This window comes from Streptomyces sp. NPDC020780 (assembly GCF_044334475.1).
Taxonomy (GTDB): domain Bacteria; phylum Actinomycetota; class Actinomycetes; order Streptomycetales; family Streptomycetaceae; genus Streptomyces.
The window spans coordinates 268013-294527 of the sequence record NZ_JBIRTB010000006.1 but is presented as its reverse complement, the minus strand read 5'-3'; the positions used below and the strand labels follow the sequence as shown (position 1 = coordinate 294527).

The 26515-nt window shown below is 72.6% G+C and carries 18 protein-coding genes; 11 read left to right on the top strand and 7 right to left on the bottom strand.

All coding sequences use genetic code 11. From position 1 onward, the window contains the following. Positions 1–118: 118 nt before the first annotated feature. The 3 genes from ACH4VO_RS14110 to ACH4VO_RS14100 all read left to right on the top strand — a co-directional run bounded on the left by ACH4VO_RS14110 (position 119) and on the right by ACH4VO_RS14100 (position 9875). The gene (locus ACH4VO_RS14110) at positions 119–2374 is read left to right on the top strand and encodes a flotillin family protein (protein ID WP_360998216.1); all 2256 of its coding nucleotides are present in this window, start codon (positions 119–121) and stop codon (positions 2372–2374) included. 506 nt (positions 2375–2880) lie between these two features. Beyond that, positions 2881–7848, top strand: a complete 4968-nt coding sequence (locus tag ACH4VO_RS14105) for a DNA repair ATPase (RefSeq protein ID WP_360998218.1) — start codon at positions 2881–2883, stop codon at positions 7846–7848. A 17-nt stretch (positions 7849–7865) separates the two neighbouring features. Next, positions 7866–9875 carry an NAD-binding protein gene (locus tag ACH4VO_RS14100; RefSeq protein WP_360998219.1) on the top strand — a complete coding sequence of 670 codons (2010 nt, stop codon included), beginning with the start codon at positions 7866–7868 and terminating at the stop codon, positions 9873–9875. Positions 9876–9936: 61 nt separating this feature from the next. Here ACH4VO_RS14100 and trpS read toward each other — a convergent pair whose 3' ends face one another. Together trpS and ACH4VO_RS14090 are read right to left on the bottom strand one after the other, a co-directional pair. Beyond that, positions 9937–10995 carry a tryptophan--tRNA ligase gene (gene trpS / locus ACH4VO_RS14095; RefSeq protein WP_360998221.1) on the bottom strand — a complete coding sequence of 353 codons (1059 nt, stop codon included), beginning with the start codon at positions 10993–10995 and terminating at the stop codon, positions 9937–9939. A gap of 296 nt (positions 10996–11291) precedes the next feature. Then, the gene (locus tag ACH4VO_RS14090; RefSeq protein ID WP_360998223.1) at positions 11292–11420 is read right to left on the bottom strand and encodes a DUF6126 family protein; all 129 of its coding nucleotides are present in this window, start codon (positions 11418–11420) and stop codon (positions 11292–11294) included. A 157-nt stretch (positions 11421–11577) separates the two neighbouring features. Between ACH4VO_RS14090 and ACH4VO_RS14085 the strand changes: the two genes are divergently transcribed. From ACH4VO_RS14085 to ACH4VO_RS14075, 3 genes are all read left to right on the top strand, one after another. Further along, on the top strand, positions 11578–12681 hold the full coding sequence (locus ACH4VO_RS14085; protein WP_360998225.1) for an LLM class flavin-dependent oxidoreductase: 1104 nt from the start codon (positions 11578–11580) through the stop codon (positions 12679–12681). After that, positions 12678–13343 (top strand): FMN reductase, encoded by a 666-nt coding sequence (locus tag ACH4VO_RS14080; RefSeq protein ID WP_360998226.1) that lies wholly within the window; start codon positions 12678–12680, stop codon positions 13341–13343. Before ACH4VO_RS14085 ends, ACH4VO_RS14080 begins: the two co-directional genes overlap by 4 nt. A gap of 114 nt (positions 13344–13457) precedes the next feature. Then, positions 13458–13880, top strand: a complete 423-nt coding sequence (locus tag ACH4VO_RS14075) for a universal stress protein (RefSeq protein WP_360998228.1) — start codon at positions 13458–13460, stop codon at positions 13878–13880. A 122-nt stretch (positions 13881–14002) separates the two neighbouring features. On the opposite strand, the gene ACH4VO_RS14070 is transcribed toward ACH4VO_RS14075, so the two are convergent. Then, positions 14003–14416 (bottom strand): hypothetical protein, encoded by a 414-nt coding sequence (locus ACH4VO_RS14070; protein WP_360998230.1) that lies wholly within the window; start codon positions 14414–14416, stop codon positions 14003–14005. A gap of 126 nt (positions 14417–14542) precedes the next feature. On the opposite strand from ACH4VO_RS14070, the gene ACH4VO_RS14065 reads away from it, so the two are divergent. The 3 genes from ACH4VO_RS14065 to ACH4VO_RS14055 all read left to right on the top strand — a co-directional run bounded on the left by ACH4VO_RS14065 (position 14543) and on the right by ACH4VO_RS14055 (position 16792). Further along, positions 14543–15415 carry a hypothetical protein gene (locus ACH4VO_RS14065; protein WP_360998232.1) on the top strand — a complete coding sequence of 291 codons (873 nt, stop codon included), beginning with the start codon at positions 14543–14545 and terminating at the stop codon, positions 15413–15415. A 128-nt stretch (positions 15416–15543) separates the two neighbouring features. After that, positions 15544–16485: an NADP-dependent oxidoreductase gene (locus ACH4VO_RS14060; RefSeq protein ID WP_360998234.1), complete on the top strand. Its 942-nt coding sequence runs from the start codon at positions 15544–15546 to the stop codon at positions 16483–16485. 64 nt (positions 16486–16549) lie between these two features. Then, a complete protein-coding gene (locus ACH4VO_RS14055; RefSeq protein ID WP_360998235.1) occupies positions 16550–16792 on the top strand; it encodes a DUF2630 family protein in 243 nt (80 codons plus the stop codon). Positions 16793–16800: 8 nt separating this feature from the next. On the opposite strand, the gene ACH4VO_RS14050 is transcribed toward ACH4VO_RS14055, so the two are convergent. Together ACH4VO_RS14050 and ACH4VO_RS14045 are read right to left on the bottom strand one after the other, a co-directional pair. After that, positions 16801–17220, bottom strand: a complete 420-nt coding sequence (locus tag ACH4VO_RS14050) for an RNA-binding S4 domain-containing protein (protein ID WP_360998237.1) — start codon at positions 17218–17220, stop codon at positions 16801–16803. A 118-nt stretch (positions 17221–17338) separates the two neighbouring features. Continuing rightward, entirely contained in the window at positions 17339–19399 is a 2061-nt protein-coding gene (locus ACH4VO_RS14045) for a PhoX family protein (RefSeq protein ID WP_360998239.1), read from the bottom strand. Between the two features lie 259 nt (positions 19400–19658). Between ACH4VO_RS14045 and ACH4VO_RS14040 the strand changes: the two genes are divergently transcribed. Together ACH4VO_RS14040 and metG are read left to right on the top strand one after the other, a co-directional pair. Next, positions 19659–21647: a VWA domain-containing protein gene (locus ACH4VO_RS14040; protein WP_398440941.1), complete on the top strand. Its 1989-nt coding sequence runs from the start codon at positions 19659–19661 to the stop codon at positions 21645–21647. Positions 21648–21899: 252 nt separating this feature from the next. Beyond that, the gene (metG, locus tag ACH4VO_RS14035; protein ID WP_360997892.1) at positions 21900–23513 is read left to right on the top strand and encodes a methionine--tRNA ligase; all 1614 of its coding nucleotides are present in this window, start codon (positions 21900–21902) and stop codon (positions 23511–23513) included. Positions 23514–23630: 117 nt separating this feature from the next. Here metG and ACH4VO_RS14030 read toward each other — a convergent pair whose 3' ends face one another. Further along, positions 23631–24383, bottom strand: coding sequence for a hypothetical protein (locus ACH4VO_RS14030; RefSeq protein ID WP_360997894.1), 753 nt, complete (start codon positions 24381–24383; stop codon positions 23631–23633). 255 nt (positions 24384–24638) lie between these two features. Next, positions 24639–26441 carry an aspartate--tRNA ligase gene (aspS, locus tag ACH4VO_RS14025; RefSeq protein ID WP_360997896.1) on the bottom strand — a complete coding sequence of 601 codons (1803 nt, stop codon included), beginning with the start codon at positions 26439–26441 and terminating at the stop codon, positions 24639–24641. Between the last annotated feature and the right edge of the window lie 74 nt (positions 26442–26515).

Sequence of the window (26515 nt, the reverse complement as noted above, 5' to 3'; positions counted from 1 at the left end):
GCCGACCCCCGCCCTACCGCCGTACCGCCTTCCGGGCCACCCGGGCCCGTGGTTCCGCGCGCCCTGACGCGGCGCGCCCCTTCCGGACTTCCGTCCCCTCCAGCCGCCAAGGACTGACATGGATGCCATTTCCCTGGGCGTCGGCGTGCTCGTCGCCGTCGTCCTGCTCATCACCCTCGCCCTGGTCCTCGTCGTCACCCGCCTGTTCCGCAAGGTCGAGCAGGGCAAAGCGCTGATCATCTCCAAGACGAAGAAGGTCGACGTCACCTTCACCGGTGCGGTCGTCCTGCCCGTGCTGCACAAGGCCGAGACCATGGACATCTCGGTGAAGACGATCGAGATCCGGCGCACCGGGCGCGAGGGGCTGATCTGCCAGGACAACATCCGGGCAGACATCCACATCACGTTCTTCGTCCGGGTCAACAAGACCGTCGAGGACGTCATCAAGGTCGCCCAGGCCATCGGTACGGAGCGGGCGAGCGACAAGGTGGCGATCCAGGACTTCTTCGCCGCGAAGTTCTCCGAGGCCCTCAAGACGGTGGGCAAGCAGCTCGACTTCGTCGATCTCTACACCAAGCGAGAGGAGTTCCGGGACCGGATCATCCGGGTCATCGGGACCGACCTGAACGGCTATCACCTCGACGACGCCGCCATCGACTTCCTGGAGCAGACGCCGATGGCGCAGCTCGACGGCGCCAACATCCTCGACGCGCAGGGCATACGGAAGATCACGGAGCTGACGGCGATCGAACACGTGCGGACCAACGAGTTCCAGCGCACCGAACAGAAGGAGATCACCCGGCAGGACGTCGACGCCCGCGAGACCATCCTCGAACTGGAGCGCCGGCAGGCCGAGGCCGAGATCAAGCAGCGCCGCGAGGTCGAGACCCTGCGGGCCCGGGAGGAGGCGGCCACCGCCCGGGTGCAGGAGGAGGAACGGCTCGGCTCGCAGAGCGCGTTCATCCGTACGGAGGAGCAGCTCGGCATCCAGCGGGAGAACCAGGCCCGGGAGGTCGCCGTCGCCCAGAAGAACCGCGAGCGGGTCATCGCGGTGGAGAACGAGCGCATCGAGAAGGACCGCCTGCTGGAGGTCATCGGCCGCGAGCGCGAGACCGAGCTCAACCGGATCGCCGCGACGAAGGAGGTCGAGGCGGAGCGCCGCGAGGTCGCCGACGTGATCCGGGAGCGGATCGCGGTGGACCGTACGGTCGCCGAGCAGGAGGAGTCGATCCTGACCCTGCGGGCCGTCGAGGAGTCGGAGCGCACCCGCAGGTCCGTCATCATCGCGGCCGAGGCCGAGGCGCAGGAGAAGCTGGTCAAGGACATCAAGGCCGCGGAGGCCGCGGAGGCCGCCGCGACACACCGGGCGGCGGAGCAGCTGACCCTCGCGGACGCCCGTCTGAAGACCGCCGACCTGGACGCGCGGGCGAAGCTGCGGCTGGCGGAGGGCGTCCAGGCGGAGAGCGCCGCGGCAGGGCTGGCGGAGGTCCGGGTCCGCGAGGCGGAGGCGGGCGTCACGGAGAAGGCCGGCCGCGCCGAGGCGCAGGCCACGGAGGCCCGGCTCAAGGCGGAGGCGGAGGGCTCCCGTCTGAAGGCGCTGGCGGTCGCGGAAGGTACACGGGCCCAGGCCACCGCCGACGCGGCGGTGATCGGCGAGAAGCTGAAGGCGGAGGCCGAGGGCCTCACGCAGAAGGCCGCGGCGATGGCGGCGCTGGACGACGCGTCGCGCGGACACGAGGAGTACCGGCTGCGGCTGGCCGCGGAGAAGGAGATCCGGCTGGCGGAGTTCGACGTCCAGCGGCAGGTCGCCGAGGCGCAGGCGACGGTGCTGGCCACGGGGCTGGAGCACGCGGACATCGACATCGTCGGCGGCGACTCGGTCTTCTTCGACCGCCTCGTCTCGTCGGTCTCGCTGGGGCGGAGCGTGGACGGATTCGTGGACAACTCGCGGACCGCGCGGGCGCTGGCCGGGCCGTGGCTGGACGGGAGCGGATCGTTCACGGAGGACCTGACCCGGGTCCTGGGGTCCGTCACCTCGGGGGATGTACGGAACCTGACGGTCTCGGCGCTGCTCACGCAGCTGATGCGGGCGTCCTCCGGGACGGCGTCGGGGCAGGTCGGGCAGCTGCTCGCGGCGGCAGAGAAGCTGGGGCTCGCCGGGATGACGGTGTCCTCGCTGACGGGCGGGGCGGGCACGGGCGGGGCGGGCGCAGGCGGTGCGGGCGGGGCGGGCGCGGCGTCGTCCGGGGCGCCGGCGGAGGCCTCGGGCCCGGGTGCGGGCTCCGGCGTGGGTACGGGCTCGGGCATCGGTACGGGCTCGGGTACGGCTTCCGGCTCGGGCGCGGCCGTGCGGAACGGGGCGGTCGTCGGATAGCGGGGACGGCCGTCCGCCCCCGGGTGCCGGACGGTCCGGGTGGCCGGTCCCCGGACCGGGGGGCCGATCCCCTGGGGGCGGGGGGGGCCGATCCCCTGGGGGCGGGGGGGCCGATCCCCGGACCGGGGGGCTGCGCCCCTGGGGGCGGGGTTTCCGTCCTGGCGCCGGGTGGGCAGCTCGCGGCCGGATCCCGGTCCCGGTGGCCGGATGCGGGTCCGGGCCGCCGGATCCCGTCCGGGGGCGCGCCCCTCGACCCAGGCCCCTGGGGGTGGGGTTCCGTCCTGGACCCAGGCGGGCCGCTCGCCCTGCCACCACGGCCGTCGCGTGGCCGCGGGCCGCTCACCCCGCCCCGGCCGTGCGGACGGACGGGGGTGCCCTGCACCCGGCGCCCTCCCCGCCCGCCGGAAAGCGGGAAGGCCTGGGCTCGGCCCGGAGTCCGGGGAGGGCCGGTGGCCGCCAACCCACCCGCGCGTTGTTGGTTGTTGATCTCGTAGGGAGCCGTACGCATGGACCGCGACAGCACACACACCGACGCCGGGACCGAGGCCGGACCCGGGACCGAGGCCGACTCCGGTGCCGAGACGGGGAGCGGACTCGGCCACGGGACCGGTCCCGGGGCTCACGCCGACGCCGACGCCGGCGCCTACGAGGTGCTCCGGCGGCGGCTCGGTGCGCAGGCCGATGAGCTGGTCCGGCGGGCCGAGGCGCTCAACACGCGGCGGACCGCGGAGTTCGGGGCCACCGGGCTGCGGCTCCTCGCCACCGAGCAGGTGCGCACTGAGCACGCCTCCGTCGCCCGTGACCTGGTGGCCGTCGGCGGGCAGCTGCTGTTCGGCTTCGAGCGCGGGCCCGGAGCACGCGGTGACGCGGGGGTCGGCGACGTACTCGTCCTGCGGGAGCCCTGCCTGGAGCCGGTGGACGGCGGCTTCCTCGGCGACGAGGCCTTCGCCCGGGAGTTCGCGGGGGTGCACCGGTACTACCGCGACGCCCGGCTGATCCGGCTGCGCCGCGTCAACGGCCGTCTGCTCGCCGTGTTCCGTACCGGCGAGACCGCCGAGGACATCCGCGTACTGCGCTGGGCGCTCGGCCCGGACGGTGCGCCCGGGGCGTTCCTGGACGCCAGGGGTGACCGGGACCATGTGCTCCCGCCCTCGCACGACTTCGAGTGGATCCCGGTCGGACGCGAGGCGTACGTCCCCGGACGGCACCCGCACATCGCCGTCCTGGACACCCTGTACGTGGACACCCTGGGCGGCACCCTCACCGTCAGGACCACCGACGACACCGAGTCCCCCGACGGGATCTACGAGGAGCCCGTCGACGAACCGCTCCAGTCCCTCGCCGACGCCGACGTCGAGTACGCCGAGGCCGGGCCGCTGATCCTGCTGCGGGTGCGCCCGTACAAGGAGGAGCACTGGCGGTACCTGGTCCACAACACGCTGCTCGCGGACGTGCGGCGCCTCGACGCCGTCGGCCCGTCCTGCCACCGGCTCCCCGAGGACCAGGGCATCGTCTTCCCCGGTGGCTACTACCTCACCACCGGGACCGTGAAGACCTTCGACACCGCCGAGGAGCTCACCGAACCGGTCTTCGAGGGCGCGGTCCGCTCCCCCAACGGCGAGGACGTCCTGTACGTCTTCCGGTCCAGGGACGACAGCCGCACCCTGCTCCTCCCGTACAACCTGATCCGCCAGGAGGTCACCACGCCGCTGCTCGGCCGGGGGCACGCACTCCTCGACGACGGCACCCTGGTCCTGCTCAAGGGCGACGACGGGCCCGGCCGGGTCCACCCGCTGCAGCGCTGGCAGACCCCGTACGTCTCCGACACGTACGCAGCCTCCCGACCCGCCGGAACGGGACCGCTGGCCCGGACCGGCAACGCCGACCTGGTACGCGGCATCTCCGACTGCCTCGCCCTGGCGCAGGGGGCGCGGGAGATGACGCCGACGACCGCCGTGTACGGCCGGCTCGTCGCGGACTGCGCCCGCGTGGCCGACCGCTACCACTGGCTCACCGACCCCGAACTGGGCGCGCTCGCGGAGCCGTTGGCGAAGCTCCGGGCCACCGCCGACGCGGTGCTGGCCGAATTCGGTACCGTGCGGGAGCTGACCCGGCAGGCCGCCGACGCCCTGGACGCGGCACAGGACCGGCTCACCGCCCTGGTGCGCCGCATCCGCGGTGAGGCCCCGCGCTCCGCCGCCGAGTGGGTCGGCCGGCTCACCGAACTCCGGCGTGAACGGGGCCACCTGGCCACGCTGGGCGAGATACGGTACGCCGACACCGACCGCGTCGCCGCCCTGTCCGCGCAGGCCGGGCGTGACCTCGCGTCCACCGCCCGGCGGGCCGTCGCCTTCCTCGCCCGCGAGGACGCCTTCACCGGGTACCGGGAGGACCTCGCCCGGCTCACCGAGGACGCCGGCGCGCTCACCACCACCGCCGGTGCCACGGCGGTCCGGGAGCGGCTCGCGGAGATCACGGAGGGTCTGGGGACCGTCACCGATGTCGTCGCCGGGCTCGACATCGCGGACACCACCGTCCGTACGTCGGTCCTGGAGCGCGTCGCCGAGGTCCTGGGCAGCGCCAACCGGGCCAGGGCGACGCTCGACGCCCGCCGTGCGGAGCTGCTCGCCGCCGAGGGCCGGGCCGAGTTCGCCGCCGAGTTCGCCCTGCTGGGGCAGGCCGTCACCGGTGCCCTGGCCGTCGCGGACTCCCCCGGCGCCTGCGACGAACAGCTGGCGCGGGTGCTGCTCCAGCTGGAGAACCTGGAGTCGCGGTTCGCCGAGTACGACGACTTCCTGGGCCGGCTGGCCGAGCGCCGCACCGAGGTGTACGAGGCCTTCTCGTCCCGCAAGCAGACGCTCCAGGACGCCCGCGCCCGGCGCGCGGAGCGGCTCGCGGACTCCGCCGTCCGGGTCCTGGAGACGGTCGCCCGGCGGCTGACCGCCCTGGAGGACCTGGACGCGGTCCACACCTACTTCGCCTCCGATCCCATGGTCGCCAAGGTCCGCCGCACCGCCGACGAGCTCCGCGAACTCGGTGACCCGGTACGCGCCGAGGAGCTCGACGGCCGGCTCAAGGCGGCCCGGCAGGAGGCGGGGCGGGCGCTGCGGGACCGGGGTGAGCTGTACACGGACGGCGGCTCGGTCATCCGGCTGGGCCGCCACCGGTTCGCGGTGAACACCCAGCCGTTCGACCTGACCCTCGTCCCGCACGGCGACGGGCTCGCGTTCGCGTTGACCGGCACGGACTACCGGGCCCCGGTCACCGACCCGGCGTTCGCCGCGACCCGCCCGTACTGGGACCAGGTTTTGCCCTCCGAGTCGCGGGACGTCGCCCGCGCGGAACACCTGGCTGCCCGCCTCCTGGAGGAGCACGGCGCGGAGACCCTGAGCGGCGTGGAGGACCTGGCCGCTTTCGTCCGGGAGGCCGCCGCGGCGGCGTACGACGAGGGGTACGAGCGGGGGGTGCACGACGAGGACGCCACCGCCGTCCTGGCGGTGCTCCTGCGGCTGCACGCGGGCGCCGGCCTGCTGCGCTTCCCGCCCGCCGTACGCGCCGAGGCCCAGCTCTTCTGGGCGCACACCGCCGATGACGGCCTGCGCGCGTCCTGGTCACGGCGGGCGGTGTCGCTGGCGCGGGCCCGTGACACGTTCGGTCCCGCCCCCGCCGTCGCCGCCCTCCAGGCGGAGTGGGCGGCGGCGATGGGCTCGGGGGACGCGGTGGCGGAGTACCTGTTCGAGGAGCTGACCGGCGGGCCGGCCGGCTTCGTCACGAGCACGGCGGCCCGCGCGTTCCTGGACGCGTTCCGCCGGGCCACGGGCCCGTCGGCGTACGACGAGGACCTGGCCGCCCTGAGCGACGACCTCCCTGCCCGGCGCCAGCTGGTGGAGGGCTGGCTCGCCTCCTACGCGGCGGCGAGCGGCAGGGGGACGGACGACGGCGACCTGGCGGAGGCCGTCGCCGTGGAGCTGTGCCCCGGTCTCGAGCGGTACGCGTGCGACGCCCCGCTCACCGCGACGGTGGAGGGACTCCTCGGCGGCCACCCGCGCACCGACCGGGGGCGGCTCACCGTCCGCCTCGACGAACTCCTGGCCCGCACAGCCGAGTTCCGGGCGAGGACCGTACCCGGATTCCGGGCCTACCAGCGCATGCGTACGGCCCTGGCCGACGCGGAGCGGACCCGGCTCCGGCTGGAGGACCACCGGCCGCGCGTCATGCCCGCGTTCGTCCGCAACCGGCTGCTGGACGAGGTCTACCTCCCGCTCATCGGGGACAGCCTCGCCAAGCAGCTCGGGACCGCCGACGCGGACCGGCGCACCGACTCGCAGGGCCTCCTGCTGCTCGTCTCGCCGCCCGGTTACGGCAAGACCACGCTCATGGAGTACGTCGCCGACCGGCTCGGCATGGTCCTGGTCAAGGTCAGCGGCCCCAACCTCGGGCGCGAGGTGACCTCCCTCGACCCGGCCCAGGCGCCCGGCGTGACCGCCCGGCAGGAGGTCGAGAAGATCAACTTCGCTCTGGAGGCGGGCAACAACGTCCTCCTCCACCTGGACGACATCCAGCACACCTCGCCCGAGCTGCTCCAGAAGTTCATCCCCCTCTGTGACGCCACCCGCCGTGTGGAAGGCGTACGGGACGGCGAGGCGCGCAGCTACGACCTGCGGGGGAAGCGGTTCGCGGTGGTCATGGCGGGCAATCCGTACACCGAGTCCGGAGAGGTGTTCCGCGTCCCCGACATGCTCGCCAACCGGGCCGACGTATGGAATCTCGGCGAGGTCCTGAGCGGCCGGGACGACGTCTTCGCGCTGAGCTTCGTGGAGAACGCCCTCACCGCCAACCCGGTCCTGGCCCCGCTCGCGGGCCGCTCACGGAACGACCTCGACCTGCTCCTGCGGATGGCCTCCGGCCCGGGCACCACCGCCCGCACGGAGCGGCCGGAGCATCCGTACACCCCGGCCGAGCTCGACCGGATCCTCGCGGTCCTGCGCCATCTGCTCACCGCCCGGGACACGGTGCTCGCGGTGAACGCGGCGTACATCGCGTCGGCGGCCCGGACGGACGACACGCGCACCGAGCCGCCGTTCCGGCTGCAGGGCTCCTACCGCAACATGAACAAGATCGCGGAGCGGATCGTGCCCGTCATGAACGAGGCCGAACTGGCCGCCGTCATCGCCGACCACTACGCGGGCGAGGCGCAGACCCTCACCACCGGCGCCGAGTCCAACCTGCTCAAGCTGGCCGCCCTGCGCGGCACACTCACCCCCGAACAGGCGCGCCGCTGGGGTGAGATCACCGCCTCGTACGTCCGCGGCCAGGCCCTCGGCGGCCCCGACGGTGACCCCATGACCCGCGCGGTCGCGGCGCTCGGTCTGCTCGCGGACCGGATCGCGGCGGTCGAGGCGGCGATCGGGCGGGCGGGCGACCCCCGCCGGCTCCTGGCCGCCGCCGGCCACCACCGGGTTCCACGGGACTGACGAAGGCAGGACAAGGCATGCTGGGTTTCGTGCCCTCACTTCCTCATCAGCCCCAACGCCCCTACGCAGGCGGCCACATGGTCGTGTGCGGCGACGACGCGCTCGCCCGGCGGCTCGCCGTGGAACTGCGCTACGTGTACGGGGAACGGGTCACCCTGCTGCTCCCGCCCGGGCGGGAGGCCGCCCGGCCCGAGCTGCCGCTGACCCAACGTGCCCGCGCCGCAGCGGTGTTCGGCCGGATGTCGGCGGCGATGAACCGCAACGGGACGAGCGGGGGCACGGGCGACGACGACACGAACGCGGGCGTCGAGGCCGTCCACATCATGGAGGCGGACGAGCCCTCCGACGACGTGCTCGAGGACGCGGGCGTCGACCGGGCCGCCGCCCTCGCCCTCGTCTACGACGACGACGAACGCAACATCCGGGCCGCGCTCACCGCGCGGCGGCTCAACCCGCGGCTGCGCCTGGTCATCCGGCTCTACAACCGCAAGCTCGGCCAGCACCTCCAGGCCCTGCTCGACCAGGCCGCCGCCGTCGCCATGCCCGGTATCGACACGGCCGCGCTGGACGCCTCGACCACCGTCCTGTCCGACGCCGACACCGCCGCACCCGCCCTGGCCGCCACCGCCCTGACCGGAAGCAGCAAGGTCATCCAGGCCGAGGGCCTGCTCCTGCGTGCCGCCGAGCGCACCCCGCCCCGGCAGGGCGAGCTCGCCGACCCGGGCCTGTGCACGCTGGCCCTGCTCTCCTCCACCACGCAGAACCCGGCCGGCGCCGAGGGCTCCGACAGCAGCGGCGACGAGGGCCCCCGGCTCCTGCCCGACGAGGCGACCGTGGCCGCCGCCACCGGCCGGGGCACGGTGGTCCTGGAGGCCATCAGCCACGCGGGACCCGACCGGGCCCCCACCCGGATGGGCGGCCGGGGCGCCCCGCTCGGCCACATCTTCTCCCGGCGGCTGCGCTGGTCGGCGGCGGGCGTCGCGGCGGCCGTCGTCGCCCTGGCCGTCGCCTCGGTGATCACCACCGGGGACAGCCCGCTGCACGCCGCCTACCTCACGCTGCTCGACCTCCTCGCCATGGGCGACCCGGCGGTCGAGGACACGGACTCCTCCTCCCGCCAGATCATCCAGCTGCTCTCCGGAACGGCCGGGCTCCTCCTGCTGCCCCTGCTGGTGGCCGCCGTCCTGGAGGCGTTCGGCTCGCTGCGCACCGCCTCCTCCCTGCGCCGGCCGCCGCGCGGGCTCTCCGGCCACGTGGTGCTCCTGGGCCTCGGCAAGATCGGTACGAGGGTCCTGGTACGGCTGCGCGAGCTGGACATCCCCGTGGTCGTCGTCGAGGAGGACCCGCAGGCGCGCGGCATCCCGCTGGCCCGCAGCATGCGGGTGCCCACCGTCATCGGTGACGTCACCCAGGAGGGCGTCCTGGAGGCCGCGAAGATCCAGCGGGCCCGCGCCCTGCTCGCCCTGACGAGCGCCGACACGACGAACCTCGAGGCCGCGCTGTACGCCCGCTCGGTGAAGCCGGACCTCCGGGTGGCCCTGCGCCTGTTCGACGACGAGTTCGCCACCGCCGTCTACCGCACGCTGCGCACCGCCCACCCGCAGGCCCTGACCCGCTCCCGTTCCGTGTCCCACCTGGCCGCCCCGTCGTTCGCGGGCGCCATGATGGGCCGGCAGATCCTGGGCGCGGTGCCGGTCGAGCGCAAGGTGATGCTGTTCGCCGCCCTCGTGGTGGCGGGCCACCCCCAGCTGGAGGGCCGCACCGTCGCGCAGGCGTTCCGGCCGGGGTACTGGCGCGTCCTGGCCCTGGACGCCACCCCGCCGGCCGACCGCGTCCCGGATCTGGCCGCCACCCCACCGTACGACCCCTCGCACCCGGACGGCCCCGCCGGCCCGGACCGTCCGGCGGGGCTGGTCTGGGACCTGCACCCCGGCTACGTCCTGCGGGCGCAGGACCGTGTGGTCATCGCCGCGACCCGGCGGGGTCTGGCCGAACTGCTGGGCCGGCAGCGCACGCTGACCCGCTGACGCCCGGCCGCACCCTCCGGACCGGTCGGCCGGCGCCCGCCTGCCCGCCCGCCCCGCCACCTCAGCGGGGTGCGCCCATCGCGTCGCGCACCTCGTCGAGGGTCGCCTCCGCGATCGCGTTCGCCCGCTCGTTGCCGGTGCGCAGCACCGACCGGACGTACCCCAGGTCCTTCGCGTACTCCGCCCGGCGGGCCCGGATCGGGGCCATCCGGCTGTTCACCGCGTCCGTCACCGTCCGCTTGAGGACGGCGGCGCCGCCGTTCCCGATCTCGTCGGCGACGGCGTGCGGGTCCCGGTCCAGGCAGAGCGCGGCCAGCAGCACCAGGCTCGACACCCCGGGCCGCGCCTCGGGGTCGTAGGTGATGTGCCGATCGGCGTCGGTGGTCGCCCCCTTGATCAGCCGTGCGGTCTCGTCCTCGCTCGCGCCGAGGGCGACGGAGTTGTTGCGGCTCTTGCTCATCTTCGTGCCGTCGGTGCCGAGCAGCAGAGGTGCGGCGGAGAGCAGCGCGTCGGGCTCCGGGAAGACGGCTGCGTACCGCTCGTTGAAGCGCCGGGCGACCGTGCGGGTGATCTCCAGGTGGGGCAGCTGGTCCTGGCCGACGGGCACGAGGTTGCCCTTGCAGAACAGGATGTCGGCGGCCTGGTGCACCGGGTAGGTGTACATGAGCCCGCTCACGGCGGCCTGCCGGGAGTGGGCGATCTCGTCCTTCACGGTGGGGTTGCGGCCGAGCTCGGCGACGGAGACGAGTGAGAGGAACGGCAGCATCAGCTGGTTGAGGGCCGGGACCGCGCTGTGGTTGAACACGGTCGTACGGGCGGGGTCGAGCCCGATGGCCAGATAGTCCAGCAGCAGTCCCTCGACGTGTTCGGTGAGCCGCTCGGCGACGTCCCGGTCGGTGAGCACCTGGTAGTCGGCGATGAGCACGAAGACGTCCACACCGAGGTCCTGGAGGCGGACCCGGTTGTGGAGGGTACCGAAGTAGTGCCCGAGGTGGAGGGCGCCGGTGGGCCGGTCCCCGGTGAGGACGCGGAACCGGCCGGGGGCTTCGGCGAGCTGCCGTTCCAGCTCGGCGCTGCGGCGCTCGGCGGGGCTGACGGGAAGGGCGTCGGTGATGGTCACGGGGTCTCCTCGCTGGTGGTGTGCGTGGAGGACGGCCCGCCGAAGGACACCGGGTCAGCAGGAAGGGCCGTCCGAGATCGAACGGCCCTGGTTCCGTGCGGAAGAGGTGGCCGCTCCTAGGAGGAGCGCCACCAGCTACGGCACGGTACGGAGGTCATGGCCCCACTGTACCGCGCCCGGGTATCGGGGCCCGGGCCCGCCGACCGCCCCGGCAGGGGAACGGCCAGGGCCTCTCGCCCGGGTCAGGCCTGGTCAGGGGCGGTCGGGGGCCGCCAGGGCAGGATCGAGGGCGGTCCCTACCTGTCCGCGTGCCCACCCACGTAGAACAGCAGCGTGACGAAGCCGGCGAACACGTGCGTCGCGAAGATGTAGACGAAGACGCGCAGGGCTACGCCGCGCTCCTTCCAGCGTTCGCTCTCGCTCATCGACCCGCCTCCTTCGCCTGCCGCCTCGGCCGGCGCGCGCCCCCAGAGTACGCAGCCCACGGACGCCCCCGTGCCGGGCGGAATAGGAAGACGGGGCACCCCGTTGTAGGGTGTGCCCAGGTAGTTCAAGGTTCAACTAAAACTGGAGGCGGGCGCCATGCAGTTCGGGATCTTCACCGTCGGGGACGTCACCACCGACCCCACGACCGGCCGGACACCGACCGAGAACGAGCGGATCAAGGCGACGCTCGCAATCGCGCAGAAGGCGGAGGAGGTGGGGCTCGACGTCTTCGCGACCGGCGAGCACCACAACCCGCCGTTCGTCCCGTCCTCCCCGACGACCACGCTCGGCTACATCGCCGCCCGCACCGAGAAGCTGATCCTCTCCACCTCCACCACGCTGATCACCACCAACGACCCGGTGAAGATCGCCGAGGACTACGCCACCCTCCAGCACCTCGCGGACGGCCGTGTGGACCTGATGATGGGGCGCGGCAACACCGGTCCGGTCTACCCGTGGTTCGGCAAGGACATCCGCCAGGGCATCCCGCTGGCGATCGAGAACTACGCGCTCCTGCACAAGCTGTGGCGCGAGGACGTCGTCGACTGGGAGGGCAAGTTCCGCTCGCCCCTGCAGTCCTTCACCTCGACCCCGCGCCCGCTGGACGGCGTACCGCCGTTCGTCTGGCACGGCTCCATCCGCTCCCCGGAGATCGCCGAGCAGGCCGCCTACTACGGCGACGGCTTCTTCCACAACAACATCTTCTGGCCCATGGAACACACGAGGAAGATGGTCGACCTCTACCGTCGGCGCTACGCCCACTACGGCCACGGCACCGCCGAGCAGGCCATCGTGGGCCTCGGCGGCCAGGTGTTCATGCGGAAGAACTCCCAGGACGCCGTACGGGAGTTCCGCCCTTACTTCGACAACGCCCCGGTCTACGGCCACGGGCCGTCGCTGGAGGACTTCACCAGGGAGACCCCGCTGACCGTCGGCTCCCCGCAGGAGGTCGTCGAGCGGACCCTCTCCTTCCGGGACGCCGTCGGCGACTACCAGCGCCAGTTGTTCCTGATGGACCACGCGGGACTGCCGCTGAAGACGGTTCTGGAGCAGCTCGACATCCTGGGCGAGGAGGTCGTACCCGTGCTGCGCAAGGAGTTCGCCGCCCTGCGCCCGGCCGGCGTGCCGGACGCGCCCGTCCACCCGGCGGTCACCGCCGCCCGTACCGCCGCCGAGGCCGCCCCGAAGGAGCTCCGATGACCGCGCTCACCACCGCCCCCCTGAAGATCGTGGCCGTGGCGGCCGGGCTCAGCAGCCCCTCGTCCACCCGGCTGCTGGCCGACCGGCTCGCCGGGGCCGCCCGTGAGCGGCTGACCGCCGACCAGGACCGCCGGGTCGAGGTCGAGGTCGTCGAACTGCGCGACCTGGCCGTCGACATCGCCAACCACCTGGTCACCGGCTTCCCGCCGCGCGCCCTGAAGGAGGCGATCGACGCCGTCACCGGGGCGGACGGGCTGATCGCCGTGACCCCCGTCTTCGCCGCCTCGTACAGCGGACTGTTCAAGTCGTTCTTCGACCTCGTCGAGCCCACCGCCCTGACCGGCAAGCCCGTCCTCGTCGCGGCGACCGGTGGCACCCCCCGCCACTCACTGGTCCTGGAACACGCCCTGCGCCCCCTCTTCGCCTACCTGCGGGCGGTCGTCCTGCCGACCGCCGTGTACGCGGCGTCGGAGGACTGGGGCTCGTCCGGCGACGAGTACACCGAGGGGCTGCCGTCCCGGATCCGGCGCGCGGGCGGCGAGCTCGCCTCCGCGGTCACGGGACGGACCGTCTCCGGAGCGAGCCGGGAGCCGACGCTCGACGACGGCGAGGACGCGGTCGTGCCCTTCGAGGAGCAGCTCGCCGGACTGCGGGCCGGCTGAGCGGAGGCTCCGGCACCCGGCCGGTACGCCGAGGTCCGGTTTGACTAGAGTTGCAACGAGTAGACGCATCGTGAGGTGCATGTCGCACATGCTCGACACCAGGTGGAGGCAGACATGGGCAGGATCGTCGTCGGTGTGGACGGCTCGGACGCGTCGATCAAGGCGCTGCGCTGGGCAGTCCGTCAGGGCGAGCTGACCGGCGACACGGTCGAGGCGGTCAACAGCTGGGAGTACCCCGCGACCAGCTGGGCGTCCATGATGCCCGGCATGCCGGAGGACTTCGATCCGCAGGCGGTGGCGCGCGTGGCCCTCACCGAGGCGCTGGAGGAGGCCCTGGGCGCCGAGGGCGCGGCGAAGGTCGAGAAGATCGTCGTCATCGGCAACCCGGCACTGTCCCTGCTGGAGCGGGCCAGGGGCGCGAACCTGCTGGTCGTCGGCGCGCGCGGTTACAGCGGCTTCAAGGCGACCCTGCTGGGCTCGGTCAGCCTCCACGTCACCCAGCACGCCTCCTGCCCGGTCACGGTCGTCCACGACTGACACGACCGGGTCGTGCCCCGCGACTCCCGGCGGCCGCGCCTCCGCGGGAACCCACTGAAGGCGGTCCCGCGGTCGCCCGGGAACTGGCCTCGTGGGGTCCGGGAGCTGAGGAGCACCGGCGCTCACTCCATGTGCGTGTAGATGACGTAGTACGCCATGCACGTCACGCCTGCGGCGATCACGAGTCCGAGGGTGGTCGACGCCAGGACGCTGTTGTCGTGCAGGCTGTACAGGAAGCCGATCGCGCCTCCCGACAGGGCGCCGTACGCCGCGGAGCTCAGCTCTCGGGGCAGCGCCCGCTGCACCCGGCCGAGGGCGAAGCAGAGCGCGGCGAAGGCCACCCCGGAGACGACGCCGAGCCAGATCTGGCCGCTCGTGGTCGTCCCGCCGTCCCGCCGGATGAAGAAGGCCCAGAAGCCGAGGATCACCCCCAGGGTGATGGGCACCGCCCAGGCGAGCGGGGTGTGTCCGTGCCGGGCCGGGGAGTGTGCACGCGTACGTCGTCCACGCGTCGGCATCGTTGCGTGAGTGGCCATGGCGGACAGCTCCTTCCCTCTCCCCCGTCGCTCTGTCACTCCAGACCACACCCGGCCGCACCGCCCGGCAACTCGAATGGCCCACCGCCCGCAGCGCCCGGCCGTCCCAGGGGATTGGCTGGGGCTGTGCGGACGTATCTCACAGCGGTTCTGTCGGCGGTACTGCTCGTCCTGCTTGCCGTGCTGGTGCCGGTGAGCGCTCTGTCCGCCTGGGTCGACCTGGAGCTCGACGACCCCGACCGGTACCTCGCCGCCGTCTCGCCGCTGGCCTCCGACGCGGACGTGCAGCGCACCGTGGCCACGCTGATCACCGACGAGGCGATGAAGAACATCGACGTCGGGCCGTTCCAGGACACCGTGGAGGAGTTCCTGGGGCGGACCGCGCGCTCCTTCACGACGACCGAGGCCTTCCAGCGGGCCTGGGACGCCGCGAACCGGACGGCGTACAAGGCGGTGACCGAGGCACTGCACGGGAACAGCGGTCAGGCGGTGATCATCGACCTGGCACCCGTCATCCAGGAGGTCAAGCGGGAACTGGTGGACAACGGGGTGCCGTTCGCCGACCAGATCCCGGTCCGGCACATCTCGATCACCCTCCTGTCCGCCGAGCGGGCGGACGACCTGCGGACCTCGTTCCACTGGCTGCGGTACGGCAGTGTCTGGCCGGCCGTCGGCACGGTGGTGCTGCTCGTGCTGGTCCTCGGACTCACGGTCGTACGGGGTGGCGTACGGGCCGGGCTCCGGACCGCCGCCGTGGCCGGGGGCGGCTTCGTCCTCGGCGCGGTCGTCCTGCGCATCGCGGTGGCCGTGGGCCGCGCGCGGGTGCTGGACCAGGTGCCCGGCAGCAGCCGGGACGCCGCCGCCGCCGTGTACGACGCGCTCACCGCCTCGCTGCGGACGACGGTATGGGCCCTGCTCCTGGCCGGGGCGGTGCTGGTGGTCGGCGGGGTGCTGGGGTGGGCTCTGGCGTCCCGGAGACGTACGGCGTCGGCTGGATGAGGGCGGCGCGGCCGGGGCGCACCGTGAGTGCCTGGGACACGGCAGGGTACGCGGTCCGACATGCGCGGGTGCGGGGGCCGGGCGAGAGTGGAGGCGTGAGAGTCGGGGGCGACCGAGAGGCCGGCCGTATGCGAGCCATCGCTGTCAGCGCGTTCGACGCGGAGCCGTGCCTCGTCGAGGTGCCGAAGCCGGACCCCGGGCCGGGTGACGTACGGGTCAAGGTCGAGTACGCCGCGCTGAACCCGCTCGACGCGCAGCCCCCCGGCCGGCCTCCGGACGGGACGGCCCCTGCGGCGTACCCCCTGATCGTGGGGACCGACTTCGCGGGCCGGGTGGACATGATCGGCCCCGGCGACAACCGTTTCCGTGTCGGGGACCCGGTCTTCGGCCGGGTCCCCGTGCGGCCTCCGGGCCGGTGCGGGGCCTACGGCGAGTACGTGTGCGTCCCGCAGGACTCCCCGGTCACCCTCGTCCCGCGCGAGCTGCCGCTCCGGCTCGCGGCGGCGCTCCCGACGGCGGGCGGTGCCGCCGCACAGATCCTGGGAGGCACGGCGGTACGCAGCGGCCGGAGCCTGCTGGTCGTCGGTGCGGCGGGCGGCGTCGGGAGCTTCCTGACCCAGCTCGCAGCCGCCCGCGGCCTGGCGGTCGTCGCGGCGGTGCGCGGCGACGAGGGCAGACGGATGAAGGCGCTCGGCGCCACGGCCACGGTCGACACGACCCTCGCCGCCGGGGAGCTGGAGCGGGCGGTGCGGGAGCTGTACCCGGACGGGGCCGACGCCCTCGTCGACCTGGTCTCCACCGGTCCGGCCGCCTTCGCCGCGCATGCCGCCCTGGTGCGCGAGGGCGGTGTCGCCGTCACCACCCGGGGGGCCGCCGCGCCGACGGGGGCCGCCTGGGTCGACTTCCGGTTCGCCCCCACGGCCCGTCTGCTCGACGAGCTGGCCGCCGCCGCGGCGCGGGGCGAGCTGATGGTGCCCGTCGACATGGAGCTCCCCCTGGAGAAGGCCCCGCAGGCACTGCTCCAGAACCGCGCGGGCGGCGCGCGGGGGAAGACCGTCTTCACCCTCTGACCTGCCGGGCCGGCCGTACACCGCATCACCGCAGAACACCAGGACACCGAATCGGGAGAGCCTCATGGGTGACCAGGACATCTTCGAGAGCATCGACGAACTGATCTCTCTGGAGCGCGACCTGCGCTCCCGCTCGACCGTGGACGGCCTCTCCGCCGAGGAGCGGGCACGGCTGCGGGAGGTGGAGATACGGCTGGACCAGTGCTGGGACCTGCTCAGGCAGCGGCGGGCACTCACCGAGTACGGCGAGGACCCGTCGGCGGCCCGGGTCCGCCCCGCCGACGAGGTGGAGGGCTACGAGAGCTGATCAGCCCGTCAGGGCCTGGCCCGCCGCTCGGGCTTGTCCCGCCGCTCCTGGAGGCGTTCCATCTCCCGCCGGTCCCGCTTGGTGGGACGGCCCGTGCCCCGGTCGCGGACCGGGACCTGGAGCACTGCCTCACGCGGCGGCGGAGGCGGGCTGTTGTCGACGAAGCACTCCACCGCGACCGGCGGCCCGACGCGCTTCTTCACGATCTTCGAGACGACGACGATCCGGTCCCGCCCCGCGTGCCGGAGGCGTACCTCGTCGCCCGTGCGCAGCGCCTGGGCGGGCTTGGCCCGCTCGCCGTTGACCCGCACATGCCCCGCCCGGCAGGCGGCGGCAGCCTGCGACCGGGTCTTCGTCAGCCGGACCGACCAGATCCAGACGTCGACCCGGACGCTTCCCTCCGCCTGCGGCGCCTCACCGGAAACCATGGACCCGACTGTAGTCCGGCGAGGAATCCGGCGTGAGGTCCCGGGCACTGCCCACGCCCGGCGGACGGCCACCGTCCCGCACGCCGGCGGGGCGGTGGCCGTCCGGAGCATGGGACGATCAGACGCCGATGTCGCGGCCGTCCTTGCGCCAGACCGCGACGACCGAGGGCCGTACGATCCGGCCCGGTCCGTCCGGCCAGGTGCTTGCCGGCTTCTCGACGGAGGCCCCGTCCACCTCGCCCGGGTGCTGCACGGCGACGAGCACCCGGCGGTCCTGGATCAGCGGACCGCAGGTCTCGGCGCCGGTCGGTACGGTCAGGAACTGCTTGAGCTCACCGCGGCGTTCACCCTGCGTGGCCACACCGAACAGGCCGTCGTGCGAACCGAGCTGGTTGCCGTCCGTCGCGATCCACAGGTTGCCGTGGTCGTCGAAGGCCACGTTGTCCGGGCAGGAGATGGGGCTGACCTCGTCCTTCGGGAATCCCGAGAAGTACGTCGCCGGGTCGTCCGGGTCGCCCGCGACGAGGAAGAGCCGCCAGGCGAAGCCGTCGCCCGCCGGGTCGTCCCAGTGCTCCGCGAGCTCCAGGATCTGGCCGTGCTTGTTGGCGTTGCGCGGGTTGGCCTCGTCGGCCCCGGGCTTGCCCGCCTTGCCACGGTCGGTGTTGTTGGTGAGCGCGACGTAGACGCGGCCGGTACGCGGCGAGGGCTCGACGTCCTCGGGGCGGTCCATCTTCGTGGCGCCGACCTTGTCACCGGCCAGGCGCGTGAAGACGTACACCTCGTCGGCGGTCATCCCGGGCACGTGCGAGGTGTTGCCGGTGGCGAGCGGGATCCAGACGCCGCTGCCGTCGAACTCGCCGTCTGAGGGCAGCTTGCCCGTGCCGTCGAACTCCGCAGCCGGCGAGTCACCGGTCAGCTTGGCGACGTACAGGGTGCCCTCGTCCAGCAGCGTGAGGTTGTGCTCGCGGGCGGCCCGCGAGTTGCCCTTCTTCATCCGCTTGCTGGAGACGAACTTGTAGAAGTAGTCGAACCGTTCGTCGTCCCCCATGTAGACGACGGGGCGGCCGTCCGCGGTCAGCCGCGGCTGGGCCGCCTCGTGCTTGAAGCGGCCGAGCGCGGTGCGCTTGCGAGGCGTCGAGTCGGGGTCGTACGGGTCGAGTTCGACCACCCATCCGAAGCGGTGCGCCTCGTTGGGCTCCTGCGCCAGGTCGAACCGGCGGTCGAACCGCTCCCACTTGCGCTCCGTGGCCGCCGTACCGATGCCGTACCGCTTGTCGGTGGTGCTGGAGCCGTTGGCGAAGTACTGGTTGAAGTTCTCCTCGCCGTGCAGCGTGGTGCCCCACGGCGTGGTGCCGCCCGCGCAGTTGTTGAGCGTTCCGAGGACCTTGCGGCCCGTACGGTCCGTGGAGGTGCGGAGCAGCGGGCTGCCCGCGGCGGGGCCGGTGAGCCGGAACTCGCTGGTCGCGGTGAGGCGCCTGTTCAGCGGGTGGCGGCTGACCGGGGCGAGCCTTCCGGTGCGGCTCTCCTCCTGGACCACCACGACGGAGAGTCCGTGCGCGGCCCAGGCGATCTCTACCTGCTCACGGGTCGGGGCGGCCGGATCGTAACCACGGAACATCAGGATCTCGTCCGTGTACTCGTGGTTGGCGACCAGCACCTGGCGGCCGTGCTCGCCGTGAAGGGGGAGCAGGGAGAGGAAGTCGTTGTTGTAACCGAACTGGCCCGCCTGCGCCTTGGCGGACTGCTTGTCCGGGTCGAAGGCGGGGGCGCCGCGCAGGATCGGTTCGCCCCAGCGGATCACCACGTTCTGGCCATAACCCTCGGGAACGGTGACCCGGTCGTCCGTGTTGGGCGCCACCGGGGAGAAGCGCAGGCCCCGGGCGCCCGAAGCGCCTGGTACCGGCCTGCCGCCGGGGTGGCCGGCGAGCGGCGCGGCCTCCGCCCGCGGTGCGGCCGGACCGGCGAGAGCGGCGGTCCCGGCGGCAGCGGCGACCGTCACCACCGCGGCGGCGCGCATGATCGACCGGCGTGACAGAGCGCCGGCGATGATGTCACCGGCGTACTCGTTTCCACTGGTGTTCGGAACCTCTTGGAAGCAGGCGTCACCGCAGCGGTAGCGGCAGGTCAGCGCAGACCGCCCGCCCGGGTGCGAGCCGATGAGCGGCAGCATGGTGCGCACGTTTTCGTCCCTCCGTCTGTGTGTCCTGCGTGACGGTAGGCGGGCATCCACGCGGCGGGTGGGACTGCCGGTGAACGGCGGGTGAAGTCGGGGACACCGCTCCTTACGGGACGCCCGGGAAGCCCGGCCGACGCCGGGGGCGGGCCGGACCACCGAACGGCCGGATCCGGCCGCTAACCTTACGTATCCGCCCTGGCCGGGGATCAATTCCCGCAGTACGGACATTTATCGCACCCAACTCATGCGAAAGGCCTCGCCCATGGGCATTCGGAGCTTGCTGCGCAAGGTGTTCGGCCGCACGGAGCAGGACGAGCCGACCACGGCCACCGTCCCGCCCCAGGCCGAGCGCACCCAGCCCACGGAGCCGGAGCCGGAGACCACTTCGGCGGCCGAGCCCGCGAAGGCCTCGGTACCGGCCCCGGCCTCCCCGTCCTCGGACCGGTCCGAGGACGGGGAGGCCGGGGGACCGGCCTCCGACCTGGTGGCGGCGGCCTTCGACAGGGCAGCCGTCACGTCTACGTCAACTGCCAAGCGTAAGACCGCAGTTCCGGCCCAGGGCTCGGACCCGGACGCGAAGAAGCCGGACGCGAAGAAGCCGGCCCCGGACGCCGGCACCGGCCCGGATCCGGAGAAGGCGGAAACCGCCTCCGCTCCGGAGCCCGCCACCATCGCACCGATCACGATCGACATCGACCCGGAGCCGGAGGCCGAAGGGGCACAGTCCGCCGCGGAGGCGGAGCCCGCCGCAGACGCGAAGGCGGAGACTGACGCCACGCCCGTCGCGGAGTCGAAGCCCGCCACGGACGTGGACGTCAAGCCCGAAGCGGAAACGCCGTCCGCGGCAAAGGAAGAGGCGGACGCCGACGCCAAGCCCCAGGGCGAGGCGGAGCCCACCGCAGAGGTGGACGCGACGTCCGAGGCCGAAGCGCAGTCCGCCGCAGACGCGGAGCCCGCGGCGGAGGCGAAGCCCGGGACCGAAGAGGCGAAGCCCGCCGCAGACGCGGACGCGACGCCCGAAGCGGGAGCGCAGTCCGCCGCAGACGCGGAGGTGGATGCCGACGCCAAGCCCCAGGTCGAGGCGGAGCCCACTGCGGAGCCGCAGCCCGAGGTCGCCGAGCCGCAGGCGGAAGCCGGCGAAACCACCGAAGCCACCACCGCGCCGAAGAGCGGCGAGTCGGCCACGAACGCCGTCGAGGCGGCCGCACCGGCCGAGGCCGCGTCCGGAGCGGTTCCGGTCGCCGACACGGCCGCCGCCGGGTCCACGGTCCCGGCGGCCGACGCGACCGTGGACGCTGTGGACGCCGAGGAGCCCGTGGCGGAGGCCCCTGCTGAAACTCCCCAGGCCCCCGCCGGTACTCCGGCAGCGGCAGCGGACAAGGAGCCGGACGCCGCCTCCGAAGCCGCCACGCCGGCGACCGAGGAGGCCCCGCAGCCGGACGCCGACGAAGCACCGCCGGCCGAGCCCGTGGCCGCCGCCGAGGCCACCCTCGCTCCGGCCGAGGCGGAGGCCACTCCCGAGGCAGACCCCGCCCCGAAGGCCACGTCCTCCACCGCGTCCAAGCCCGCCGTCCCCCTGGCGCGGGTCAAGGCCTCCGCGCCCCAGCTCGTCGCCCCCTACAAGGCGGCGCAGGCCGGGTTGAAGGCGCACGGGCTGACCGGTCTGCGGGCCACCGTGTACCTGGTCCTCGACCGGTCCGGGTCCATGCGGCCGTTCTACAAGGACGGGAGCGCCCAGCACCTCGGCGACCGCACCCTGGCGCTGGCCGCGCACCTGGACGAGACCGCCACCGTGCCCGTCGTCTTCTTCTCGACCGACATCGACGGCACCGGGGCGGTCGACCTGGGTGCGCACGAGGGCCGGATCGACGAGCTGCACGCCGGCCTCGGCCGGCTGGGACGTACCAACTACCACCGGGCCGTCGAGGAGATCGTCGCGCACTACGAGACGTCCGGGGCCACCGGACCGGCGCTCGTGATCTTCCAGACGGACGGCGCCCCGGACGCCAAGCAGGCGGCCAGGCAGTCCCTGGCGGACGCGGCACGGCTGCCGCTGTTCTTCCAGTTCGTCGCGTTCGGTGACGAGGACGCCAAGGGCTTCGACTTCCTGCGCAGGCTGGACGTCGGGAACGCCGGGTTCTTCCACGCCGGCCCCGCCCCCCGCGAGGTCGACGACGCGGCCTTCTACCGGGCCGTGCTCGCCGGCCTGCCCGCCTGGGCCGCCGCCCGCGGATTCGTCACCGAGGACTGATCCACCGGTAGGCGTACGGTCACGGCGCCGCCCGCCCCCGGGCCGGGTGGCGCCGTGACCGTACCGCCGCGGTCCCCCACGGCCGGGACCGTACGGCCGACGGCCCGCGCAGCGGCTCCGGCCCCACCCCCCTGCCCCCGCTCCGGCCGGAACGCCCGACAAACGGGACCCGCCCTCCGGCCGGGCCCTCCGCGGCAGGGGCGGTGCTCATCGATGTGAGTGGATCTTCCCCGGGCCGTTAGGATTTCGACCATGGCGGCCACTGGATCCGAGAAGCAAGGGGGCGACGGCGTGAAGAGTTTCTACGTATCGACCCCCATCTACTACGTCAACGACGCTCCTCACCTGGGCCACGCCTACACGACCGTCGCAGGCGACGTGCTCACGCGCTGGCACCGTCAGCGCGGCGAGAAGGTGTGGTACCTCACCGGCACGGACGAGCACGGTCAGAAGATCATGCGCACGGCCGAGGCGAACGACGTCACGCCCCAGGCCTGGTGCGACAAGCTCGTCGAGGAGTCCTGGAAGCCCCTCTGGGAGCACCTCGACATCGCGAACGACGACTTCATCCGCACGACGGAGAAGCGGCACACCGACCGTGTGCAGGAGTTCGTGCAGGACCTGTTCGACAAGGACCAGATCTACAAGGGCGGCTACGAGGGCCCGTACTGCGTGGGCTGCGAGGAGTACAAGCTCCCCGGCGACCTGATCGAGGCCGAGGACGGCACGAAGCTGTGCTCGGTCCACAAGAAGCCGGTGGAGATCCTCAAGGAGGAGAACTACTTCTTCAAGCTCAGCGAGTACGGCCCGAAGCTCATGGAGTTCTACGCGGCCAACCCGGACTTCATCCAGCCCGAGTCGGCGCGCAACGAGATCGTGAACTTCGTCAAGCAGGGCCTGCAGGACCTGTCGATCTCCCGTTCCACGTTCGACTGGGGGGTCCCGGTGCCGTGGGACCCGAAGCACGTCATCTACGTGTGGATCGACGCCCTGCTGAACTACGCCACAGCGGTCGGCTACGGAGCCAACCAGGAGAAGTTCGACAGCACCTTCCCGGCGGACGTGCACCTGATCGGCAAGGACATCCTCCGCTTCCACTCGGTCATCTGGCCCGCGATGCTGATGGCTCAGGGCCTGCCCCTGCCCGGCAAGGTGGTCGCCAACGGCTGGCTGATGGTCGGCGGCGAGAAGATGTCGAAGTCGAACCTGACGGGCATCAAGCCCCAGGACCTGACCTCGCACTTCGGCGTGGACGCCTACCGCTGGTACTTCCTGCGGGCCATCGCCTACGGCAGCGACGGCTCGTTCTCCTGGGAGGACTTCAGCGCCCGCTACACCTCCGAACTCGCCAACGACTACGGCAACCTCGCCTCGCGCGTGGCCGCCATGGTCGGCAAGTACTTCGGCGGCTCCCTCCCCGCGGCCACCGCCGCGGGTGACGCGGAGAGGGCGGTCCAGGAAGGCCTCGCGCGGGCCGTCGCCGCGGCCGACCTGAAGATCGGCGAGGAACTGGACTTCCAGGGCGGCATCCTCGCGATCTTCGACTTCGTGAAGCAGGTCAACGGCTACATCACGGAGCAGGAGCCGTGGAAGGTCGCCAAGGACCAGTCGCCCGAGGGCCAGGCCCGCCTCGCGACCATCCTGTACACGGCGGCCGAGTCGCTGCGCGGTGTCGCGGTCCTGCTGAACGCCGTGATGCCGGACACCTCGCAGAAGTTGTGGGACTCCCTCGGCGCGGAGGCCTCCCTCGGCGCTCTGGCCGCCCAGCCGGTGCAGGACGCGGGCCACTGGGGGCAGCTGCCGGCGGGTGCGACGGTGACCAAGGGCGCGGTGCTGTTCCCGCGCCTGGAGGAGAAGCCGGCCTGAGCCGGATCCCGCCGGCCCTTCGGGCAGGTGGCTTCCAGCCGGCTGGCCCCGCGCACCGGAGCCCGGTTCCCGACGTATTCGGGTACCGGGCTCCTGCGTGTGTACGAACGTCGACTCTCAGCGGGTCAGCGACGCGGCGTCCCCCATGACGATCACCGGGTACTTCGCCGGATCCAGCGTGCGCAGGAGCTCCCTCATCCGGTCCTCGGGGAGCGAGACGCAGCCCTGGGTGGGGCCGCCGTGGTCCACGTGGAGCCAGATGCCGCCGCCCCGCTCCTCGCCGAGCGGCCGGGTGCGGTCCAGCGGGCTCGTACCGGGAGTCCGGTTGAAGTTGATGGCGACGACGTAGTCGAAGGAGCCCTCCAGCGGCTCTCCCAGGAAACCCTCCCCGCTCACACGGAAGCGTGGTTGTTCGTCGTACGGGAGGAGCGCGCCGGGATCCGGCAGCAGGCCGCCCGCGTCAGTGAGTCCGAACACCCCTACGGGGGAGCGGAGATCGCTGGCCATATGGTGGTCTGTCCAGCCCCTCATGCCGTTGTGGGCGGGCCAGGGTCCTGCCTCCGGTCTCCAGCCGAGTGCGGGATCGTCGCGGGTGTAGAGCACGACCGAGGAACGGTTGAGATCCGGGCCCTCCCCGGTCACCACGACGGCCTGCCGCGCGATGGCCGGGATCTGTTGCCTGGTCAGCGGGCCCAGCGCCGGGATCTCCCGGGGCGGGGCAAGCACCACCGGGGACGGCGAAGGCGTCGGCGAGACCTCGGGGCCCGCCGCACCACGGGGCGCGGCTGTCTTCACCGCACCGGCGGAGCAGCCGATGACCAGCAGGAACAGAGCGACGAGAAGGACGTACGGGCGACGAGGGACGGACACGGTGCGGGACTCCTCGGTGGCAGGGCGGTGGGGCTCCTTCGGTGCCAGTCTTTGCCGGGCCCGGCAGCGCCGAACCGGAACCGGGGCCATCCGGCTGTACCTGGGCCTCTGTCCGTGTACCCGCCTTCCGAGAGCCTGCGCGCGGTGTCCGTAGCGGTGGGTGAGCCGGTGTGCCCTGTGGCCCTGTCACGTGAAACAGCCTCCGGCCGGTGGCCGGAGGCTGTTTCACGTGGAACCGAAGCGGAACGGGAACATCTACTTCCCGGAGGCGTCCTTCGTCTCGGCCTTGTCCTTGGCCGGTGCGGCCGGCTTGCGGAGCTGGATGTTCAGCTCGCGCAGCCGTGCCTCGTCCAGCACGGTCGGGGCACCCATCATCAGGTCCTGGGCGTTGCCGTTGAGCGGGAAGGCGATCGTCTCGCGGATGTTGGGTTCGTCGGCCAGCAGCATCACGATGCGGTCGACGCCCGGGGCGATGCCACCGTGCGGCGGGGCCCCGAGACGGAAGGCGCGGAGCATGCCCGCGAACTCGTGCTCGACGGTCTCGCGGTCGTACCCGGCGATCTCGAACGCCTTGATCATCAGCTCGGGCTCGTGGTTGCGGATGGCGCCCGAGGACAGCTCGATGCCGTTGCAGACGATGTCGTACTGCCAGGCGAGGATGTCCAGCGGGTCCTTCGTCTCCAGGTCCTCCAGGCCGCCCTGGGGCATCGAGAAGGGGTTGTGCGAGAAGTCGATCCTTCCGGTCTCCTCGTCCTTCTCGTACATCGGGAAGTCGACGACCCAGCAGAAGCGGAAGACGCCTTCCTCGAAGTGGCCGGCGCGCTTGGCGGCCTCGACGCGGACGGCGGACATGATCTTGGAGACCTCGTCGAACTCGCCCGCGCCGAAGAAGACCGCGTGGCCGGGGACGAGGGAGAGGCGCTCCGTGAGCGTCTTGACGTCCGTCTCGGTGAGGAACTTGGCGATCGGGCCGGCCAGCGTGCCGTCCTCGCCGACGCGGACCCAGGCGAGGCCCTTGGCGCCGTGCTCGACCGCGTACTCACCGAGGCCGTCGAAGAACTTCCGGGACTGGCCTGCGGTGTCCGGGACCGGCAGCGCGCGGACGTGCTTACCCGCGAACGCCTTGAAGCCGGAGTCCGCGAACACGTCGGAGATGTCGACGAGCTCCAGCCGGGCGCGCAGGTCCGGCTTGTCGTTGCCGTACTTCAGCATCGCCTCGCGGAACGGGATGCGCGGGAAGGGCGAGGTGACGTGACGGCCGTTGCCGAACTCCTCGAAGAGCTCGTTCATCAGCTTCTCGATCGGCTGGAAGACGTCCTCCTGCTCGACGAACGACATCTCGACGTCGAGCTGGTAGAACTCGCCGGGCGAGCGGTCGGCGCGGGCGTCCTCGTCGCGGAAGCAGGGCGCGATCTGGAAGTAGCGGTCGAAGCCGGAGATCATCAGCAGCTGCTTGAACTGCTGCGGGGCCTGGGGGAGCGCGTAGAACTTGCCCGGGTTCAGCCGGGACGGGACGACGAAGTCGCGGGCGCCCTCGGGGGAGGTCGCGGTCAGGATCGGCGTGGCCATCTCGTTGAAGCCGAGGGCCACCATCTTGGAGCGGATGGAGGCGATCACGGCCGAGCGCAGCATGATGTTGCGGTGCATGCGCTCGCGGCGCAGGTCGAGGAAGCGGTACTCCAGGCGCCGCTCCTCGTTCACCCCGTCCTCGGTGTTGATGGTGAAGGGCAGCGGGCCGGCCTCGCCCAGCACCTCGACCTCGGTGACCTCGATCTCGATCTCACCGGTCGGCAGCTCCGGGTTGACGTTCTCGGCGCCGCGCGCGGAGACCTTGCCGTCGATCCGTACGACGGTCTCCTTGGTCAGCTTCGCCAGGGCGTCGTTGCCGGCGGTGCCGGGGCGGGCGACGAGCTGGACCAGGCCGTAGTGGTCGCGCAGATCGATGAAGAGGATGCCGCCCAGGTCTCGGCGATTGTGCAGCCAGCCGCTCAGCCGGACGTCGGTGCCGACGTCAGAGGCGCGGAGCTCGCCGCAGGTGTGGGACCTGTACCGATGCATCGTCGTTCATCCAGTCTTCGCGGTTCGGGGCGGATTGACACCCCAGGCTACCGCCCGTGGGCACACCCCTTCAT